Raw genomic sequence first — 17,863 nt, 5'->3', positions numbered from 1 at the left:
TTGCGGGACAGCCCTTAGTCGGGAGCGGGTGTCACTATCCTGCGACAGCGAAGATTGATTCATTGCCAACGAAGTTTGGCTGCAAGGCGAGGGTTGATGAGCCGCCGTATATCCCAAGGTGTTCTGGTCGTCGGGTCGATCGGTGTTCTGATCAACATCGTGGACGCGATCGGGACGGGGCGTCTGGAGCCGCACGATGCCTTCGCCCCGCTGGTCGTGCTCGGTGCGGGTGGTGAACTGCTCAAAGAGCGGCGGCCCAGGGCCGCGAAGGCGCTGTACGCCGTGGCGTCGGTGCTGCTGGTGGTTGCCGGATCCGTCGCGGGGGCCAGGGCGTGGGCCTCGTTCTTCAGGGGCGCGGCCCATGACTGGCTCGACCTCGGACTCGGGGTTCTGGTCGTGCTCTACGTGGCCGTCGGCGCGGGTCAGCTGCTCGCGCACCTGTCCCGCAGAGCATCGAAGTCTCGTAGAAATGCCGGCATGCTCAGCGAGTAGGGATTTCGAAGGGGCGGCGAGGGGGCGATGCCTGCATGACGATCCCTCAGGGGACGGTTCGTCAGCTGATATCCGTTTCTGGGTGAGGTTGGCGCAAGGCTGCTGGTCCCGGGGCTTCGGCCGGCTACTGCCGTGGTCTCTTCCCCTCGGCAAGAGACTGAACGGCAGACGGCCGGCCCTCCATCTGAAATGCCGTCGCAGCGACGACGGGGCGACGAGAACCGGGGCAGCGGGTACGGCGCTGGGGTGAACTGGTGGCCCTTGACAGCCACACCTGATGGCGCTGCGCATACGAATGTGTGTGGATGGTGACGGACTGCTGCATCGCAGCATCCCGCTCAACCACCCTGTACATGGAAGGGCTCTTCCCCATGCGTACTGCGCACCGCATCCTGGCCGTCTCCGCCCTCTGCCTCCCGCTCGTCATCGGCGGGGCGACCATCGCCTCCGCCGATGAGACGCCCGTCAACGTCCCCACCGCCAACTTCAACCATGGAGCGTTCTCCGTCGGCCCCAACGGCAGCGCCCTGCACACCACCGACGTCGACTTCGGCCCCGACGGCGCCTCCTTCCTCGAAGGCGTCCTCGTGATCGGCCCGCACGGTGTCGGGGGCAGCTTCACCGAAACCGGCATCGGCAAGCGCTGATCGCTCCGCAGCTACTGGCCAGTGGCTACTTGCCACTGGCCAGTAGCCAGTAGCGGACGGTGACAAGCAACAAGCGAGCACGCCTCGCCGCCGCCGAGGTGCTCCCCCAGACAGACCGGCACACCGCGATTCGACCGCCGTATTCACGGTATGCACCCCACACGTATCGCGTTCCGGTAACAACCATCTCGGCTGTCACCACCGTCCCGTAAGGTGCCCAGCGGCATCTCCTTGAACACGTTCAAGGAGGAACTCCTGGGGAGGGGGACTGCAAGGATGCGCAGTGGAGCGAAGGTTGCGATAGTCGGCGGAGTGTTCGCGGTCGTGGTCGGCGGGGTGGGCTACGGGGCCTACAACGTCCTGGGCGGGCTGAACGGCGGGGGCGGCGACGGTACGGACAGCAGGTCCGCCGCCGCCGAGGTGAAGACGGGGCCGGTCACCAAGGCGGAGATCGACGACACGTCGAAGAAGTTCCTCAAGGCCTGGGCGAGCGGTGACGCGGCTGTCGCGTCCCAGCTCACCAACAACGCGGCCGAGGCCGAACCGGCCCTGACCGGGTACCGCGAGAGCGCCCATGTCACCGAGGCGGTGATCACCCCGGGGGCGGCGGTCGGCATGAAGGTGCCCTACACGGTGAAGGCGACCGTGTCGTTCGGGGGCAAGACCAAGCCCTGGTCGTACGCCTCCGAACTGACCGTGGTGCGCGGCCTCACCACCGGCAGGCCGCTGATCGACTGGGCCCCCACCGTGATCCACCCGCAGCTGACGGCCGGTGCGTCACTGAAGACGGGGGAGGCGTCGACACCGTCGATCGAGGCCGTCGACCGCAACGGCAAGGTTCTCACCAAGGAGAAGTACCCCTCCCTGGGGTCGATCCTGGACGCGCTGCGCGAGAAGTACGGGGAGAAGGCCGGCGGCACGGCCGGCATCGAGACCTGGATCGAGAGCGCGGACGCGGAGGGCCCGAACAAGACCCTGCTGACCCTCACCACGGGCAAGCCGGGCACGTTGCAGACCACACTGGACGCGAACGCCCAGGCGGCGGCCGAGGTGGCCGTGAAGAAGTTCAGCCAGGCGTCGGTGGTCGCGGTCAGGCCGTCCACGGGTGCGATCCGCGCGATCGCCAACAATCCGGCCACCGGCTTCAACGCGGCGATGCAGGGCAAGCAGGCACCCGGTTCGACGATGAAGATCGTGACAGCGGCGCTGCTGATCGAGAAGGGCCTCGCTTCGGCCAACCAGAAGATCGAGTGCCCGCCCGACGCCATGTACATGGGCCGCACCTTCAAGAACCTGGACGGCTTCTCCATCCCCGACGGCACCCTGACGACCAGCTTCGCCCGGTCCTGCAACACGGCCTTCATCAAGCTGATCGACGACACGAAGGACGACGCGGCGCTCGCCAAGGAGGCCCGCGACGTCTTCGGCATCGGCCTGGACTGGCAGACCGGCGTCGTGTCCTTCGACGGCAGCGTGCCCGAGGCCACCGGGGGTGAGGCGGCCGCCCAGTACATCGGTCAGGGCACGGTCCAGATGAACGCGCTCAACATGGCGTCCATCACCGCCACCGCGAAGAGCGGCACCTTCCGCCAGCCGATCCTCGTCGAACGGGACCTCGACGGCCGGCCGATCGCCACCGCGTCCCGGTCGCTGTCCCCGTCCGCCTCCCAGCAGATCACCAACATGATGCGCCAGACCGCCAGTTGGGGCACCGGAAGGGCCGCGATGGCCTCGGTCGGCGGCGACAAGGGCGCCAAGACGGGCTCGGCGGAGGTGGACGGCCAGGCCACGTCCAACAGCTGGTTCACCGGTTTCAGCAATGACCTGGCCGCCGCGGCGGTCGTCCAGTCCGGAGGCCACGGCGGCGACGCGGCGGGCCCCGTGGTGGCGGCGGTGCTGCGCGCGGGGTCGTGACGCCCCGTCCGGCCCCAGGTGGGCCGGGCCGAGCGGGGGCCGAGCGGGGACGGTACTTCCCGCTCGGCCGGTCCCACCGGCCGGTCCCACCCGACGGGGGTCGCCCGCACCCGTGCCGGGCCGTGCTGGGCCGGCGGGCCGTGGACCTGTCCGGTCCCTGCCCCTGGTTCCGCACACGCGCAACCTCATCGCGTGCCCGTACCGCGTTCGCTAGCGTGCGGGGGCATGAACACTCCTGACACCAGCGCCGCCGAAGCCCACCCCCGATTTGCCGAGGCCCTGCGGGAACTGGGTCTCGATGTCGAGATCCGCCGGTTCCCCGAGGCCACCCGGACCGCCGCCGAGGCCGCTGCTGCGATCGGCTGCGAACTCAGCGAGATCGTCAAGTCCCTGATCTTCGAGGCCGACGGCGTCCCGGTGCTGGTCCTGATGGACGGCTCCTCACGCGTCGACGTGGACCTGGTGCGCGAGGAGCTGGGGGCCGGGAAGGTCAAGCGGGCGGGCGCTGATCTGGTCCGGGAGACGACCGGGTACGCGATCGGGGGTGTACCGCCCTTCGGGCACCGCACGCGGACCCGGGTGCTGGCCGACCGCGGGCTCCTGGACCACGACGTGGTGTGGGCGGCGGCGGGCACCCCGCACACCGTCTTCCCGCTCGACCCCAAGACGCTGATCGGGCACGCCGGTGGAACCGTGGTGGATGTGCGCGAGCAGTCCGCGTGACACCGCTGGTCGCCTTCGCCGTCCTGATCGCCGCTGTCACGCACGCCAGTTGGAACGCGATCGCGCACGCGATCAAGGACCAGCTGCTCTCCTTCACCCTGATCTCCGGGGGCGGGCTGCTGATCGGCGCGGCAGCCGCCTGTTTCGTCCCGTTCCCGGCCGCCGGGGCCTGGCCGTACCTGCTGGTCTCGGCCGCCCTGCACGTGGCGTACATGATGCTGCTGATGCGCTCGTTCACCCTGGGCGACTTCGGCCAGATGTATCCGATCGCCCGGGGTACGGCACCGCTGGTGGTGACGGTCCTCGCCGCGGTGTTCGTCGGTGAGCACCCGGACGGCTGGGCCGCCGCCGGGGTCGCGGTGGCCTCGGCGGGGCTGGTCGGGCTGGCCCTCTGGGGCATCCGGGGTTCCGGCAGGCGCCCCGACTGGCCGGCCCTGCTGGCCGCCCTCGCGACCGGTCTGGCCATCGCCGGGTACACCACGGTGGACGGCGTCGGCGTACGCGCCTCCGGCACCCCGCTCGGCTACATCGCCTGGCTGATGATCCTGGAGGGCCTGGCCATCCCGGCCTACGCGCTGTACCGCCGCCGCGCCGAACTCCTGCCCGCCCTGCGCCCGTTCGCCGTACGCGGACTGCTGGGCGCGGCCCTGTCGGTGACGGCGTACGGCCTCGTCCTGTGGGCCCAGACCCGGGCGGCACTGGCCCCGATCGCGGCCCTGCGGGAGTCGTCGATCATTGTCGGAGCGGCCATCGGGACACTGTTCTTCAAGGAACGGTTCGGCGCCCCGCGCATCGCGGCGGCCGGGCTGATGGTCGTCGGCATCGGGCTGATGCTGCACACGAGCTGAGCGCGAGGGGGCAGGGGCGGGCTCCGGGGCGGCTTCAGGGGCGGTACGGATCCGGAGTCCGCCCGCTGAAAGTTCTCGCCCATGCCCCTCCCCGTCATGGGCGTTGCATCGTGTGGGTAGGTCGCTTTCGCAGCTCCGCCTCCTACGAAAGGGCATGCCGTGACAGCCGAATCCCCTCGCTGGTTCAAGTCCTCCTACAGCAACAACGGCGGTTCCTGCATCGAGATCGCCGCCAACCTCGCCGCACCGCGCGGCATCGTCCCCGTTCGCGACTCCAAGAACCCCGGCGGGCCTGTGCTGCACGCCTCGCCCGCCGCGTTCATCGCCTTCATGGCGGGCGTCAAGGGTGGAGAGTTCGGCGCCGTCTGACCCTCGGAGGTCTGTCGGACGGGCAGACCTCCTGGGCGGCATCCACGAAGGAACGTGACACATCGCGAGTCGGTCGTCACGTTTCAATCGGGGTGCACGGAGAGGGTGTACGTGAAGTCGGTGTCGGGGACGACGACGAGGAACGGGTTGCCGCTCTTGATGTGCGCCTGGGCTGCGCGCTGGCCCTGCCGGTCCTCGTACCAGGCACGGAGTTCGGCGGTGCGGTCGGGCGTGGAACCGACCGGCAGCCGCTTCAGCCGCTCGGCCGGAGTCAGCGCCCGGACCCACTCGGGCTCCGCCTCCCACTCCACACCGCCACCGACCGGCCGCAACGACCAGTACGGACCGACGACCCCGCGGAACTCGCCCACCCGGTCGCCATGGCCGGTGTCCCGGAAAAGCGTTCCGGGCGAGGGGACTTGAAGGGGTTCGTGACGGGTCAGGCCACCGTCGTCGTCTTCGGGCACGTCAACTCCGTTCCGTAGTCGTCCCACTACCAAGGGGCTTCAGCGTGGCCTAGAGTCGAAGTGTCATCAACATGGCCGACGGAGAGGACACATTGGTAAACCGCAAGGAGTTGAACCCGGAAGCAAGCCCTCAGGCAGCTTTCGGCGCACGTTTACGCAGGCTGCGCGAAGAGCGCGGCTGGACCCAGGATCACGTCGGTGCGCTGGTCGGCTGCACGGGCAGGCATATCTCGGCACTCGAAACCGGTCGTAAATCACCGACTCTGCCGTTCTCGCGCCGCGTCGACGTGGCATTGGATACGACCAACACCGCCGATTCGTTCGAGCGCGAATGGCGCGAGATCAAGCACGGCAATCTGCTGGAGGGCTTCCCGGAGTACGTCGGATACGAAGGCCGGGCAACGGAGATCCGCCTGTTCCAGATCGGGATCGTCCCTGGTCTGCTTCAGACGCCGGAGTACGCGAAGGCTTTGGCAAACGGCCACGTGTGGCGCGGCTCCATCACACCTGAACAAGCAGAAGAGCGCGTCTCGTTCCTGGCTCAGCGACAGAGCGCCTTGGCGAGGGCGCGACCCCCCATGCTGATCGTGGTCCTGGATGAAAGCTGCATCCGCCGCCCGATCGGCGGCCCCGAGGTCATGGACTCCCAGATTCAGCCGCCGACCTCGCCGCCCCGCACGGCATCGTCCCCGTACGCGACTCCAAGAATCCTGGCGGCCCCGTGCTGCACACCTCCCCCGCCTCCTTCGCCAGCTTCGTCGCGGGCGTCAAGGCTGGGGAGGTCGGCGCCATCTGACCTGGACCGCCCCGACCCCACACCGCCCCGCCGTGCCACGCACGGCGGGGCGGTCGGGCGTCCGGAAGCCGACGCTTCAGGTCCCGCCGCGCTCAGCTCGCCGGGACCGACGCCAGGCGGGCCGGAGGTTCCTCGGCCGCCGGGGCCGCCGGCGCCGCCGGGGCCACCGGGGCCACCGGCTTGGCGGCCGGGCGCAGGAGCACGGCGCAGGCGAGGGCGGCCAGCAGGGCGAGCGAGGCCGAGACGGTCAGGCACAGCCGCATGCCGTCGAGAAAGGAGTCGCTCAGGGCGGTCAGGGCCGGTCCGGTGGCGGCGTCCAGGTGGAGCCCGGCCACGGCGCCGAGTCCCTGCTCACGGGCGGTGTCGAGGACGCGGGCACTCGCCTCGGCGGGCACCCCCGCGTCGGCGAGGCGGCCGGGCAGCGCGTCGAGGGCCCGGGTGGTCAGCAGGGTGCCGAGCACGGCGGGGCCGAGGGCGCCACCGAGCTGGCGGAAGGCGTTGTTCCCGGCGGCGGCCATCCCGGCCAGGTGGTACGGGACGGAGGACACCGCGGAGGCGGTCATCGGGGTGAGCACGGCGCCCATGCCGAGGCCCAGCAGGGCCAGCCGCCAGACGATCGAGCCGTAGGAGGTGTGCGCGTCGACGCCGGTCAGCGAGAGCATCGCGCCCGCCGCGACGACCAGGCCCGTGGTGATCAGGACCCGGGCGGAGACCCGGTGCATCAGGCGTCCGATGGGTGCGCCGACGACGAGGGCCACCCCGGACACCGTCACCATCCGCAGCGCCGCCTCGATCGTGGTCAGGTGCTGGACCATGCCGAAGTAGAGACTCAGCACGAAGAAGAAGCCGATCAGCCCGAGGAAGCTGATCATGGCGACCAGGGCGGTGGCGGTGAAGGCCGGGCTGCGGAACAGCGCCAGGTCGAGCATCGGGCTCGCGCTGCGGCGCTCCACGGCGACGAACACGGCCGCGGATACCGCGCCGAGCACCAGGGCCGTCACCACGGCGGGCTCGCCGAAGCCGTCCGCGCCGCCCTCGATGACGCCGTAGACGACCGCGGTGACCGCGACGGCCGCACTGATCTGTCCGGGCCAGTCGAGTCGGCGGCCGTGCGGGGCGCGCGAGTCGGGCAGCAGGAACGCCGCGACGACCAGCACGATCAGGGAGACCGGCACGGGCAGGAGGAAGATCCAGCGCCACGCGACGTGCTCCAGCAGCGCACCCGCGATCAGCGGGCCCACGGCGAGCGAGGCCATCAGGGACATGGCCCACAGGCCGATGAACCTGCCCCGTTCCCGGTGGTCGGGGACCGCGTGGCTGATCAGGGCCAGCGTCGTGGGCAGCAGCGCCGCCGCCCCCAGCCCGGAGACGGCCTGCCCGGCCCACAGGGCCTGCACCGAGTCCGAGGACAGCGAGATCGCCGCGCCCAGCGCACAGAAGGCCATGCCCGCCTGGAAGACCCGCTTGCGGCCGTGGACGTCGCCCCACACCCCGGTGGTCAGGATCAGCGCGGCCATCGGCAGCACGAAGGCGTCCGAGACCCAGGACAGCTGGGACGTGGAGGCGCCCAGGGCCCGCTGGACGGCCGGCAGGCTCACCGACACGGTGGTCACGGGGAGGTAGGCGACGAAGACGCCCAGGCAGGCCATGACGAGCGTGACGCCCCGCCCTGATCTGTCCTGTGTCGTTGCGGAGTTCACGAAGAGGTTCCTTCTGCTGCGGGGGTGGGTGCCGCGCGGGCACCGGCTGCGATGTGAGCACCGCCGTCCGGCGTGCGCCCGCTCCCGGGTGATCCGGCGTACCACCGCATTCCGCGCAGTACGCCGAATCACCCGCAAAGCCGCCGACCAGCTTCGCCCCGACCGTCGATGAATCCCCAAGCGATCCCGGCAAACGTCACAGAACCTCCGGATTGAGCGCCGCTCATGTGACCATTCATCCATGCCTGACGATCTGGACCGCAAAATCATCCATGGGCTGAACTGCTCGCCGCGGGTCTCCTTCCGCCGCCTCAGCGAGGTCGTCGGGGTGTCCGAGCAGACCGTGGCGCGCCGCTACAGCGCCCTGCGCCGCGGCGGCGTCGTCCGCGTCGTCGGGCTGAGCAGCCCCGCCGCCCACGGCCGGTCCGAGTGGATCGCGCGGCTGCGCTGCCGCCCGGACGCCGTGGGGCCGCTCGCGGATTCCCTGGCCCGCAGGCCGGAGGTCTCGTACACGAGCATCGCGTCGGGCGGTTCGGAGATCATCTGCATCATCCGTTCGCCCGCCGGGACCGCCGGCGACGACGTGCTGCTGAGGCGGCTTCCCCGGGCGGCCTCGGTCCTCGACCTGAACGTCGATCTTCTCGTCCACGCCTTCGGTTCCCCGGACACGGCCGGCTGGACCGGGCGGGAGGGCTCGCTCACCGACGAGCAGGTGCGGTTGCTGACCGCGGAGCGCCCCATCCCCGCCGGGCCCCCGCTCACCCCGACCGAGGAGGACCGCCCGCTCCTCGAAGCGCTGGCGGAGGACGGCCGCGCCTCCCACACCCGGCTCGCGGAGGCCACCGGCTGGTCCAAGCCACGCGTGGCCCGTCGGCTGGAGGCCCTCGAAGCGACCGGCTCGCTGGTCTACGACATCGACGCCGTGCCCGAACGCCTCGGCTACGAGCTCAACGCCACCCTCTGGCTCCAGGTCGACCTGCCCCGGCTCCAGGAGATCGGCGAGGAGCTCAGCGGGCACGACGAGTGCGCCTTCGCCGCCGCCATCAGCGGCAAGCACAACATCATGGCCGTGGTCATCTGCAAGGACACCCCGGACTTCTACCGCTACCTCAGCGGCCGGTTCGCCCGTACCGAGGGCATCAGGGGCTACGAGATCAGTGTGCGCGTGCGCCGTCTCAAGCAGGCCGCCTCCCTCATCCTCAACGGGCGGCTCGTCCACCCCGCGCTCGCCTGACCCGGGCGCGGGGCGGACCGGGCCCGTATCGGTCAGGCCCCCGAATATCGGTCAGGCCCCCGAAACCGCGTCCCGGAAGCCGTAGTCCGTCGCCGTCAGCCCGCCGTCCACCCGCAAGGTGGTCCCCGTGATCCAGGCCGCGTCGCGCGAGGCGAGGAAGGCGACGGCGGACGCGATGTCGTCCGGCTCGCCGATCCGGCCGAGCGGGTAGATGCTGCTCAGCCGGGACAGTTCCGCGTCACGGCCCGCCCAGGCGTCCGTGCGGACCGTACCGGGTGCGACCAGGTTGACGCGCACGCCGCGTGGTCCCGCGTGGCCGGCGAGGGTGCGGGTCAGACTGCCCAGACCGGCCTTGGCCGCGCTGTAGGCGTGATTGCCGAAGTCCTGTTCGCCGTTGACCGAACCGATGTTGACGATCGCGCCCCGGCCGGACGCGACCAGGTGCGGAAGGGCGGCGCGGGCGCACCGGTACGGGCCGGTGAGCGTGATGTCGAGGTCGCGCTGCCAGACCTCGTCGGGCTCGTCCTCGAAGAACGGGGCGTCGGGCGTGCAGGCGTACGCGTTGTTCACCAGCACGTCGAGGGAGCCGAAGGCGGCGACGGCGTGGGCGACCGCGGCCTCGACCGCCGCCCGGTCGGCCACGTCGCAGGACAGCGCCTCGGCGGCCCCGCCCGTCTCCCGTATCGCCGCGGCGGTATGCGCGGCGCGGTCGCCGTCCAGGTCGGTGACCAGGACGCGCGCGCCCTCCGAGGCCAGCCGGCGGGCCGTGGCGGCCCCGATGCCCTGGCCCGCCCCGGTGATGAGTACGCCGTATCCGTCGAACCGTGGGCCGGCGGGGGAAGGAATCGCGGAGGGAGAAGTCATAGCGCCGACCGTACTGCCCTGACCAGGGCCTGGGCACGGGGATCGGCGGTGACTCCCTTCTGCAGACCGTTCGTCACATAGCCCAGGGCGATACCGGATTCGGGGTCGGCGAATCCGAGCGAGCCGCCCCGGCCGGGGTGGCCGAAGGAGCCGGGGGCCAGCAGCGGGGCCGCCGGTCCGTGCAGCATGTAGCCGAGGCCGAAGCGGGTGTTGACGACCAGGACCCGGTCCGGTCCCGCCGACTCCTCGGTGCGGGCGAGGGTGAGCGTGGCCGGGGCGAACAGCCGGTGGCCGTCGACCGGGCCGATCATCGCGGCGTAGCAGCGGGCCAGCGCGCGGGCGGTGGCGATGCCGTTGGAGGCGGGGAGTTCGGCCACCCGGTAGGCGGGGTCGTTCTCGTCGGGGAGCGGGTCGATGGCTCCGAAGGCGCGGCGGGTGAGGGACTCCGGGTCGCGGTAGGCCTCGACGACGGACCGCTTGGGGCGCACCCGCAGCGTGCCGCCGCCGCCCGCGTCGGCCGGTGGTTCGACGGGGCCGATGCGGCCCACCCGGTGCGCCTCGTCCGCCGGGAGGCCGAACCAGAAGTCCAGGCCGAGCGGGCGGGCGATCTCCTCGGCGATCCAGCGGCCGACGGTGCGGCCGGTGACCCGGCGTACCAGTTCGCCGATGAGCCAGCTGTAGGTCTGGGCGTGGTAGCCGTGGTCCGTGCCGGGTTCCCACTGGGGGCGCTGGGCCGCGACGGCCTGCGGACCGGAGATCCCGTCGGCCGCCTCGGAGGGGGTCAGCGGGCAGTCGAGGGCGGGTATGCCGGCCCGGTGGGCGAGGAGGTCGCGGACGAGCACCCGCTCCTTGCCGGCCGCCTTGAACTCCGGCCAGTACGTGCCGACGGGGGCGTCGAGGTCGACCTGGCCGCGCTGGTGCAGCAGCAGCGGTACGGCGGCGGCTATGCCCTTGCCCGCCGAGCGGACGATCTGCACGGTGTCGACGGCCCACGGCTCGGTGCCGTCGACGTCTCTCGTACCGGCCCACAGATCGACGACCTTGCGCCCGTCCCGGTAGACCGTGACCGCGGCGCCGCGTTCGCCGCGCTGCTCGAAGTTACGGACGAAGGCGTCCCGGACCGGTTCGAATCCGGCCGCCACCGTGCCCCGTACGTCCACGCCTGCTCCTGCGCTCCCGCTCATCCCCCCATGGTGCATGCCCGCGCAGGTCGGACGTGTGGCGGGTCACCTCATGTTCACCGTCACGGAACGCGGATCGAATCCGAAGGGCAGCTCCAGACGGTGGCTGCGCATCAGCCCCTCGTCGCAGAGCAGATCCTGGGTACGGTCGTCGGCGGCGATGACACCCTCGCTCAGCACGACCGCGCGCGGGCAGAGTTCCAGGGCGTACGGCAGGTCGTGCGTGACCATGAGCACGGTGACGTCCAGGGAGCGCAGGATGTCGGCGAGTTCGCGCCGGGAGGCCGGGTCCAGGTTGGAGGACGGCTCGTCCAGGACGAGGATCTCCGGCCGCATGGCGAGGACGGTGGCGACGGCGACGCGGCGGCGCTGGCCGAAGGAGAGGTGGTGCGGCGGCCGGTCCGCGTACTCGGCCATGCCGACCTGTGTCAGCGCCTCGGTGACGCGTTCCTCCAGTTCGGCGCCGCGCAGCCCGGACGCGGCGGGGCCGAAGGCGACGTCCTCCCGGACGGTGGGCATGAAGAGCTGGTCGTCGGGGTCCTGGAAGACGATGCCGACGCGGCGGCGGATCTCGGCGAGGTTGCGCTTCTCGACCGGGAGACCGGCGACCCGGACGGTGCCCGCGCCGGCGTCGAGGATGCCGTTGAGATGGAGGACGAGGGTGGTCTTGCCGGCTCCGTTGGGGCCGAGCAGGGCGACGCGTTCGCCTCGGGCGACCGTCAGGTTCACTCCGAAGAGCGCCTGGTGGCCGTCGGGATAGGCGTAGGCGAGGCCGCTGACCTCCAGGGACGGTGCGGGTGCGGTGGGCAGGCTCATAGGGTCCATCCCAGCAGACAGATGACGAGGGCGAGGACGGGGAGGGCCGAGGCGTACGCCCACTGGGCCCGGGAGGCCGTCACCTCGTCGATGACCGGCATGGAACCGGCGTAGCCGCGGCTGACCATCGCCAGGTGGACGCGTTCGCCGCGCTCGTACGACCTGATGAAGAGCGCGCCCGCCGACGCGGCCAGGACGCCCCACTGCCGTATCCCGCGCGCCTCGAAGCCCCGGGAGCGGCGGGCGATCGACATCCGGCGCATCTCGTCGGTGATCACATCGCCGTACCGGATCATGAACGAGGCGATCTGCACGAGCAGCGGCGGCAGTCTGAGCCGCTGGAGGCCGAGCAGCAGGGAGCGCAGTTCGGTGGTGGAGGCGAGGAGGACGGAGGCGGCCACGCCGAGGGTGCCCTTGGCCAGGACGTTCCAGGCGCCCCAGAAGCCGGGGACGCTGACGGAGAGGCCGAGGACATGGGTCTGCTCGCCGGGCACCACGAACGGCATGAGCAGGGCAAACGCGACGAACGGCACCTCGATGAGCAGTCGCTTGAGCAGGAAGCCCGCGGGGATGCGGGCCAGGGCGGTGACGGCGCCGATCAGCACCGCGTAGAGCGCGAACGCCCACACCGCCCCGCGCGGCGTCGAGACGACGGCCACGACGAAGCAGAAGGCGGCCGCGAGCTTGCAGTGCGGGGGCAGGTCGTGGACGGGCGAGTGCCCGTGCCGGTAGAGCCGGTGCGCATGACCCGCGCCCATGTCAGACGGTTTCCCGGTCGTGCGAGGTGGCGGCGGGCGCGTCGGGGGTGCGGCGGCGGCGGACCACGTAGAAGACCCCGCTGCCGGCCACGATCGTGGCACCGACGCCGATCACCCCGGCGAGGCCGCCGGAGATACGGGCGTTGGACACGTCCTTGACGCCGTAGTCGGCGAGCGGGGAGTCCTTGGCGGCGTGCTCCTCGGCCTTCTTGTCGATGCCCTGGTCGGCGGCGACCTTCTCCAGGCCGTCGGGGTTCGCCGAGGCGTAGAAGGAGACGAAGCCCGCCAGGACGAGGGCGGTGACCAGGCCGGTGGCCCAGAGCCCCCGGGTGGAGCGGGCGGCGACCGGGGCGACGGGCTGCCGGGCCGGGGCGTCGACGAGTTCGCCGTCGACCCGGAGCTGGAGCGGGGCGGTGAGTCCGCGGGCGCCGTGGACCAGATCGGGGCGTACGGCGACGACGGCGCCGACGGTCAGTGCGGTGATCACGGCCTCGCCGATACCGATGAGGACGTGGACGCCGACCATGGCTGTGAAGACCTTGCCGATCGGGATGTCGGTGGTGCCGCCGATCCAGTAGATCAGTGTGAAGACGCAGGCCGCGGCCGGTACGGAGACCAGGGCGGCGACGAAGGACGCGGCCGTCACGGAGCGGCGGCTCCGCGGGAGCACGCGGACCAGCCCGCGGAAGAGGGCGTATGCGACGACGGTGGTCGTGATGCCCATGTCGAGCACGTTCACACCGAGCGCGGTGAGCCCGCCGTCGGCGAAGAGGATGCCCTGCATGAGCAGGACGACGGAGATGCAGAGCACCCCGGTGTACGGCCCGACCAGGATCGCGGCGAGCGCACCGCCCAGCAGGTGCCCGCTGGTGCCCGCGGCGACCGGGAAGTTCAGCATCTGCACGGCGAAGATGAACGCGGCGACGAGACCGGCGAGCGGCGCGGTGCGCTCGTCCAGCTCACGGCGGGCGCCCCGCAGGCTGACGGCGACGGCGCCCGCGGCGACGACTCCGGCGGCGGCGGAGACGGGGGCGTCGATGAATCCGTCGGGTACATGCATGGGGAGGCTCCGCTTCCTGCGATCCTGCGTTGCCGCGGACGATGTCGTGAACCGCTCAATGATAGGGCCTTGTTGCAAACCCTTCGCAAGAGCGGATGCGTCACAACTGACCGCTCCCCGCGCCACCGGCGGGAAATATGGGACATTGGATGACGAAGAGAACAGACAGGAGGAGTCGGCCCATGCCCCCCGTGATCCATGAACAGGCCGAGGCCTGGCTCGTCAATGACACCCCCGACCTCCCGGCGGTCCCGGTCGACCTGCTGTACGACGCCGACGACGACCCGCGCATGGTCCATGTCGCCTTTCCCGGCGGCATCGACTGGGCCTTCAGCCGCGACCTGCTGGAGCGCGGACTGCGCTCCCCCGCCGAACGCGGCGGCATCCGGGTGTGGCCGTGCGGCCGCACGCAACTGGTCGTGGAGCTCCGCTCGAAGGAGGGCGTGGAGGTGGTGCAGTTCGACAACGCGCCGCTGATCCGTTTTCTGCACCGCACCCACGGCGAGAACGCCGCCGGACCCGCGCGCATGCCCCGTATGGACGCATGACCCCCACGCGGTGACGCACCGCATGGCACAAGCCCCGCGCCACTCGCACGGGGCACCGCATGACAGAGGCCCCCGTGCCGCTCGCACGGGGGCCTTCGCCATTGCCCCGGCCCCCCGTCCCCACAGGCAACCGGCGCATCCGGGGCCGCGCTCCGCTCAGACGCGGACCCCGGAGGCTCTCTGCGGCGCAGAACCAGCTCGGCCGCAGGTCAGAAGCAGCTCAGAACCGGCTCGGACGCAGGTCAGAACCAGCTCAGAACCGGCGCGGACGCAGGTCGGGCACAGGTCAGAACCGGCTCGGACGCAGGTCGGACACAGGTCTGAACCGGCTCGGACGCAGGTCGGACGCGGCTCAGACGCGGCTCAGCTCGCGGTCGTCCTCGGCACCGCCGCCGCGCCCGTCCCGGCCGGTGCGGCCCTCGGACGTCTCGCCGAGCTGCTCGCGCAGCCCCTCGCCCTCCACGTCCACGTTCGGCAGGAGCCGGTCCAGCCAGCGCGGCAGCCACCAGGCACGCCTGCCGAGCAGGGCGAGGACCGCGGGCACGATCGCCATCCGGACCACGAACGCGTCGAAGAAGACGGCGATGGCGAGCGAGAAACCGATCATCTTGACCATCTGCTCGCTGGAGCCGATGAAGCCGGCGAAGACCGCCATCATGATCACGGCCGCGGCCGTGACGACCCGGGCGCCGTGCCTGAAGCCGGTGACGATCGCCTGACCGGGCTTCTCGCCGTGGACGTACGCCTCACGCATCCGGGTCACGAGGAACACCTCGTAGTCCATGGCCAGACCGAAGACCACGCCCACCATGAAGATCGGCATCATGGACATGATCGGACCGGTCTGCTCCACACCGAAGAGCGAGCCGAGCCAGCCCCACTGGAAGACCGCGACGACCGCGCCCAGGGCCGCGACGACCGAGAGCAGGAAGCCGAGGGCCGCCTTCAGCGGCACCAGCACGGAGCGGAAGACCAGCATCAGCAGCAGGAAGGCCAGGCCGACGACGAGCGCCAGATAGGGCAGCAGCGCGTCGTTCATCTTCTGCGAGAAGTCGATGTTCATCGCCGTCGAGCCGGTGACCAGAACCTCGGCACCGGTGTCGGACGTGATGTCCTTGCCCGTGTCACGGATCGCGTGGACGACGTTCTCGGTCTCGGTGGAGCTCGGCCGGTCCTTCGGGACGACGGTGAGCATCGCGGTGTCGCCGGCCTTGTTGAACTGGGCCGGGGTGACGGCGACGACACCCGGGATGCCCGAGATCTCGTCGGAGACCCGCTTGGCCGCGGTCTTGCCGTCGGAGCTGTTCGCGGTGTCGACGACGACCATCAGCGGCCCGTTGAAGCCGGGGCCGAAACCGTCGGAGAGCAGGTCGTAGGCGCGCCGCTGGGTGGTACTGGTGGGCTGGGAGCCGTCGTCGGGCAGCCCCATCTCCAGGGAAGCGGCCGGTACGGCGATGGCACCGAGGCCGATGACACCGGCCAGCAGCACCCAGACCGGCTTGCGCAGCACGAACCGCGCCCAGCGGGTGCCCATGTTCGGCTTCGCGTCGGGCCGGTTCTCTGCCTCGGCGGCCTTGCGCGCCTTGCGCCCCATGACCCGCTTGCCCGCGAAGCCCATCATCGCCGGGACCAGGGTGAGGGCGATGAGGACGGCGATCGCGACCGTGCCGGCCGCGGCGAAGCCCATCTTCGACAGCATCGGGATGTTCACGACGGCGAGGCCGACCAGCGCGATGACGACGGTGAGACCGGCGAAGACGACCGCGGAACCGGCCGTGCCGACCGCCCGTCCGGCCGCTTCCTCGTGCTCCTGGCCCTCGGCCAGCTCGGCGCGGTAGCGGGAGACGATGAACAGCGCGTAGTCGATGCCGACCGCAAGGCCGATCATCATCGCGAGGGTGGAGGTGGTGGAGCCCAGGTCGAGCACGTTCGCCAGGGCCGTGATCGTCGAGACACCGATACCGACCCCGATCAGGGCGGTGAGCAGCGGGAGTCCGGCGGCGATCAGCGAGCCGAAGGTGATGACGAGCACCACCGCGGCGATCGCGACGCCGATGATCTCGGTGGCCCCGGGTTCCGGCATCGCCTGGAGGGCGTCACCGCCGATCTCCACGGTCATCCCGCTCTTCTGCGCCGCCTGGCCCGCGTCCTGGAGGGCGTCCCGGGTCGCCTTGGTCAGCTCCATCGAGTTGACCTTGTAGGACACGGAGACGTACGCCGTGGAGCCGTCCTTGCTGACGGCGTTGCCGGTGTACGGGTCGGTGACCGAGGCGATCTGGTCCGAGCCGGACTTCAGCTCGCCGGCCAGCTTGTTCACCTCGGCCTTGTTCGCCGGGTCCGTCATCTTCTGGCCGTCGGGCGCCTTGAACACGACCCGTGCGGTCGCGCCGTCGGCGCTGGCGCCGGGGAAGCGCTGTTCCAGCAGGTCGAAGGCCCTTTGCGCCTCCGTACCCGGGATCGAGAAGGAGCTGGAGGTGGCGGTGGACGCGGAGGCCGCGCCGAATCCGGCGAGCGCCAGCAGGGCCACCCAGATCAGGGCGACATAGCGGCGGCGCCGGAAGGCGAACCGTCCGAGCTTGTAGAGGAATGTGGCCACGGAGGCGTACTCCCGGTCAGGTCGTGTGAGTGGAAAAGGGCGTGAGGAACCGGCCCGACGACGAGAGCGGCGTGTCAGGTAGGGCTTGGGGAGAAGGCCACGCGAAGGGGACGGATCGCGCGAAGGGGACTGAGGGGGTCAGACTCCGAGTGCGGGGAGCATCACGGAGTCGACGTAGTCGGTGAGGAACGCCTGATCGACGGCGCGGTCCTCGACCAGCTGCCGAGCGGCGAAGGCGCCGATCAGCATGTGCGGTACATATTTCAGCGCCGGATGGTCCGGACGCAGCTCACCCCGGTCCACGGCTCGGCGCAGCAGCGTGTCGAGGCCGGTCACTTCCGGCTCGATCAGCAGTTCGCGCAGGGCCTGGAGCAGATCGGGATTGGTGTGGACGGCATGGGTCAGGCCCCGCATCAGCGCGGAGTTCTTCTCCATCTGGCAGTCGTCGCTGCGGCTCAGCGCGGCGTGGAAGTCGCCGCGCAGCGACCCGGTGTCGATCTCTGCGAGGGACACCGGCTTGTTGTGCCGCAGGGCCATGACGACCAGCTCCGGCTTGCTCCCCCACTGGCGGTAGAGGGTGGCCTTGCTGGAATGGGTACGGGCGGCGACGGCGTCCATGGTCAGGGCGTCATAGCCGACTTCGCGGAGCAGGTCGAGCACCGCGGCGTACAGCTCGCTCTCACGCTCGGGCGTGAGCCGGGTGCGTGCCATGGGTCGTCCTCCTGTTCCCGTTCTCGTTCTCGCACATCAGTCAATCGAACGAAACTGTTTCGTACACATCGACGCTACCTCTCCCGTCCAGCGAAACGAAAACGTTTCGCTTGTGTTCCGCACCACAAGTTGCCGGGGC

At 70.8% G+C, this 17,863-nt stretch carries 17 protein-coding genes and 2 pseudogenes; 10 read left to right on the top strand and 9 right to left on the bottom strand.

Translation table 11 applies throughout. The features are described from left to right. The first annotated feature begins 96 nt into the window (after positions 1 to 96). The 6 genes from ACIOMQ_RS26260 to ACIOMQ_RS26235 all read left to right on the top strand — a co-directional run bounded on the left by ACIOMQ_RS26260 (position 97) and on the right by ACIOMQ_RS26235 (position 4,993). Entirely contained in the window at positions 97 to 492 is a 396-nt protein-coding gene (locus ACIOMQ_RS26260; RefSeq protein WP_362199777.1) for a hypothetical protein, read from the top strand. A gap of 371 nt (positions 493 to 863) precedes the next feature. After that, entirely contained in the window at positions 864 to 1,139 is a 276-nt protein-coding gene (locus tag ACIOMQ_RS26255; RefSeq protein ID WP_362199775.1) for a hypothetical protein, read from the top strand. A gap of 276 nt (positions 1,140 to 1,415) precedes the next feature. After that, positions 1,416 to 3,053, top strand: coding sequence for a penicillin-binding transpeptidase domain-containing protein (locus ACIOMQ_RS26250; RefSeq protein ID WP_401266483.1), 1,638 nt, complete (start codon positions 1,416 to 1,418; stop codon positions 3,051 to 3,053). Between the two features lie 225 nt (positions 3,054 to 3,278). After that, complete coding sequence (locus ACIOMQ_RS26245) at positions 3,279 to 3,776, top strand: YbaK/EbsC family protein (protein WP_401266481.1); 498 nt, start codon at positions 3,279 to 3,281, stop codon at positions 3,774 to 3,776. Next, positions 3,773 to 4,624 carry an EamA family transporter gene (locus ACIOMQ_RS26240; RefSeq protein WP_402190598.1) on the top strand — a complete coding sequence of 284 codons (852 nt, stop codon included), beginning with the start codon at positions 3,773 to 3,775 and terminating at the stop codon, positions 4,622 to 4,624. The genes ACIOMQ_RS26245 and ACIOMQ_RS26240 overlap by 4 nt, the downstream gene beginning before the upstream one ends. Before the next feature lie 159 nt (positions 4,625 to 4,783). Continuing rightward, positions 4,784 to 4,993: a DUF397 domain-containing protein gene (locus ACIOMQ_RS26235; RefSeq protein WP_402190595.1), complete on the top strand. Its 210-nt coding sequence runs from the start codon at positions 4,784 to 4,786 to the stop codon at positions 4,991 to 4,993. A 203-nt stretch (positions 4,994 to 5,196) separates the two neighbouring features. Here the strand turns inward: ACIOMQ_RS26235 and ACIOMQ_RS26230 are convergent. Next, positions 5,197 to 5,436: pseudogene (locus tag ACIOMQ_RS26230) on the bottom strand (hypothetical protein); the annotation flags it as partial. Between the two features lie 95 nt (positions 5,437 to 5,531). Between ACIOMQ_RS26230 and ACIOMQ_RS26225 the strand changes: the two are divergent. Together ACIOMQ_RS26225 and ACIOMQ_RS26220 are read left to right on the top strand one after the other, a co-directional pair. Then, a pseudogene (locus tag ACIOMQ_RS26225) lies at positions 5,532 to 6,116 on the top strand (Scr1 family TA system antitoxin-like transcriptional regulator); the annotation flags it as partial. Continuing rightward, the gene (locus ACIOMQ_RS26220; RefSeq protein WP_402190671.1) at positions 6,065 to 6,256 is read left to right on the top strand and encodes a DUF397 domain-containing protein; all 192 of its coding nucleotides are present in this window, start codon (positions 6,065 to 6,067) and stop codon (positions 6,254 to 6,256) included. The pseudogene ACIOMQ_RS26225 and the gene ACIOMQ_RS26220, both read left to right, overlap by 52 nt. A gap of 92 nt (positions 6,257 to 6,348) precedes the next feature. Here the strand turns inward: ACIOMQ_RS26220 and ACIOMQ_RS26215 are convergent, their stop codons facing one another. Next, positions 6,349 to 7,905 carry an MFS transporter gene (locus ACIOMQ_RS26215; protein ID WP_402190669.1) on the bottom strand — a complete coding sequence of 519 codons (1,557 nt, stop codon included), beginning with the start codon at positions 7,903 to 7,905 and terminating at the stop codon, positions 6,349 to 6,351. Between the two features lie 292 nt (positions 7,906 to 8,197). On the opposite strand from ACIOMQ_RS26215, the gene ACIOMQ_RS26210 reads away from it, so the two are divergent. Beyond that, positions 8,198 to 9,190 (top strand): AsnC family transcriptional regulator, encoded by a 993-nt coding sequence (locus ACIOMQ_RS26210; protein ID WP_362199749.1) that lies wholly within the window; start codon positions 8,198 to 8,200, stop codon positions 9,188 to 9,190. Positions 9,191 to 9,241: 51 nt separating this feature from the next. Here ACIOMQ_RS26210 and ACIOMQ_RS26205 read toward each other — a convergent pair whose 3' ends face one another. The 5 genes from ACIOMQ_RS26205 to ACIOMQ_RS26185 all read right to left on the bottom strand — a co-directional run bounded on the left by ACIOMQ_RS26205 (position 9,242) and on the right by ACIOMQ_RS26185 (position 13,869). Beyond that, the gene (locus ACIOMQ_RS26205; RefSeq protein ID WP_362199746.1) at positions 9,242 to 10,054 is read right to left on the bottom strand and encodes an SDR family NAD(P)-dependent oxidoreductase; all 813 of its coding nucleotides are present in this window, start codon (positions 10,052 to 10,054) and stop codon (positions 9,242 to 9,244) included. After that, entirely contained in the window at positions 10,051 to 11,214 is a 1,164-nt protein-coding gene (locus tag ACIOMQ_RS26200; RefSeq protein ID WP_401266608.1) for a serine hydrolase domain-containing protein, read from the bottom strand. The genes ACIOMQ_RS26205 and ACIOMQ_RS26200 overlap by 4 nt, the downstream gene beginning before the upstream one ends. A 66-nt stretch (positions 11,215 to 11,280) precedes the next feature. Further along, entirely contained in the window at positions 11,281 to 12,051 is a 771-nt protein-coding gene (locus ACIOMQ_RS26195; protein WP_401266456.1) for an energy-coupling factor ABC transporter ATP-binding protein, read from the bottom strand. Next, positions 12,048 to 12,809: a cobalt ECF transporter T component CbiQ gene (gene cbiQ, locus ACIOMQ_RS26190; RefSeq protein ID WP_402190592.1), complete on the bottom strand. Its 762-nt coding sequence runs from the start codon at positions 12,807 to 12,809 to the stop codon at positions 12,048 to 12,050. The genes ACIOMQ_RS26195 and cbiQ overlap by 4 nt, the downstream gene beginning before the upstream one ends. Position 12,810: 1 nt before the next feature. After that, a complete protein-coding gene (locus ACIOMQ_RS26185) occupies positions 12,811 to 13,869 on the bottom strand; it encodes an energy-coupling factor ABC transporter permease (RefSeq protein WP_362199736.1) in 1,059 nt (352 codons plus the stop codon). A 182-nt stretch (positions 13,870 to 14,051) separates the two neighbouring features. On the opposite strand from ACIOMQ_RS26185, the gene ACIOMQ_RS26180 reads away from it, so the two are divergent. Next, a complete protein-coding gene (locus ACIOMQ_RS26180) occupies positions 14,052 to 14,417 on the top strand; it encodes an SsgA family sporulation/cell division regulator (RefSeq protein ID WP_362199733.1) in 366 nt (121 codons plus the stop codon). 352 nt (positions 14,418 to 14,769) lie between these two features. On the opposite strand, the gene ACIOMQ_RS26175 is transcribed toward ACIOMQ_RS26180, so the two are convergent. Next, complete coding sequence (locus ACIOMQ_RS26175; RefSeq protein WP_362199730.1) at positions 14,770 to 17,013, bottom strand: MMPL family transporter; 2,244 nt, start codon at positions 17,011 to 17,013, stop codon at positions 14,770 to 14,772. Between the two features lie 138 nt (positions 17,014 to 17,151). Next, positions 17,152 to 17,724, bottom strand: a complete 573-nt coding sequence (locus tag ACIOMQ_RS26170; RefSeq protein ID WP_362199727.1) for a TetR/AcrR family transcriptional regulator — start codon at positions 17,722 to 17,724, stop codon at positions 17,152 to 17,154. Between the last annotated feature and the right edge of the window lie 139 nt (positions 17,725 to 17,863).

The organism is Streptomyces sp. NPDC087845, assembly GCF_044742755.1.
Classification (GTDB): Bacteria; Actinomycetota; Actinomycetes; order Streptomycetales; family Streptomycetaceae; genus Streptomyces.
This window is presented reverse-complemented; position numbering and strand designations above follow the sequence as displayed.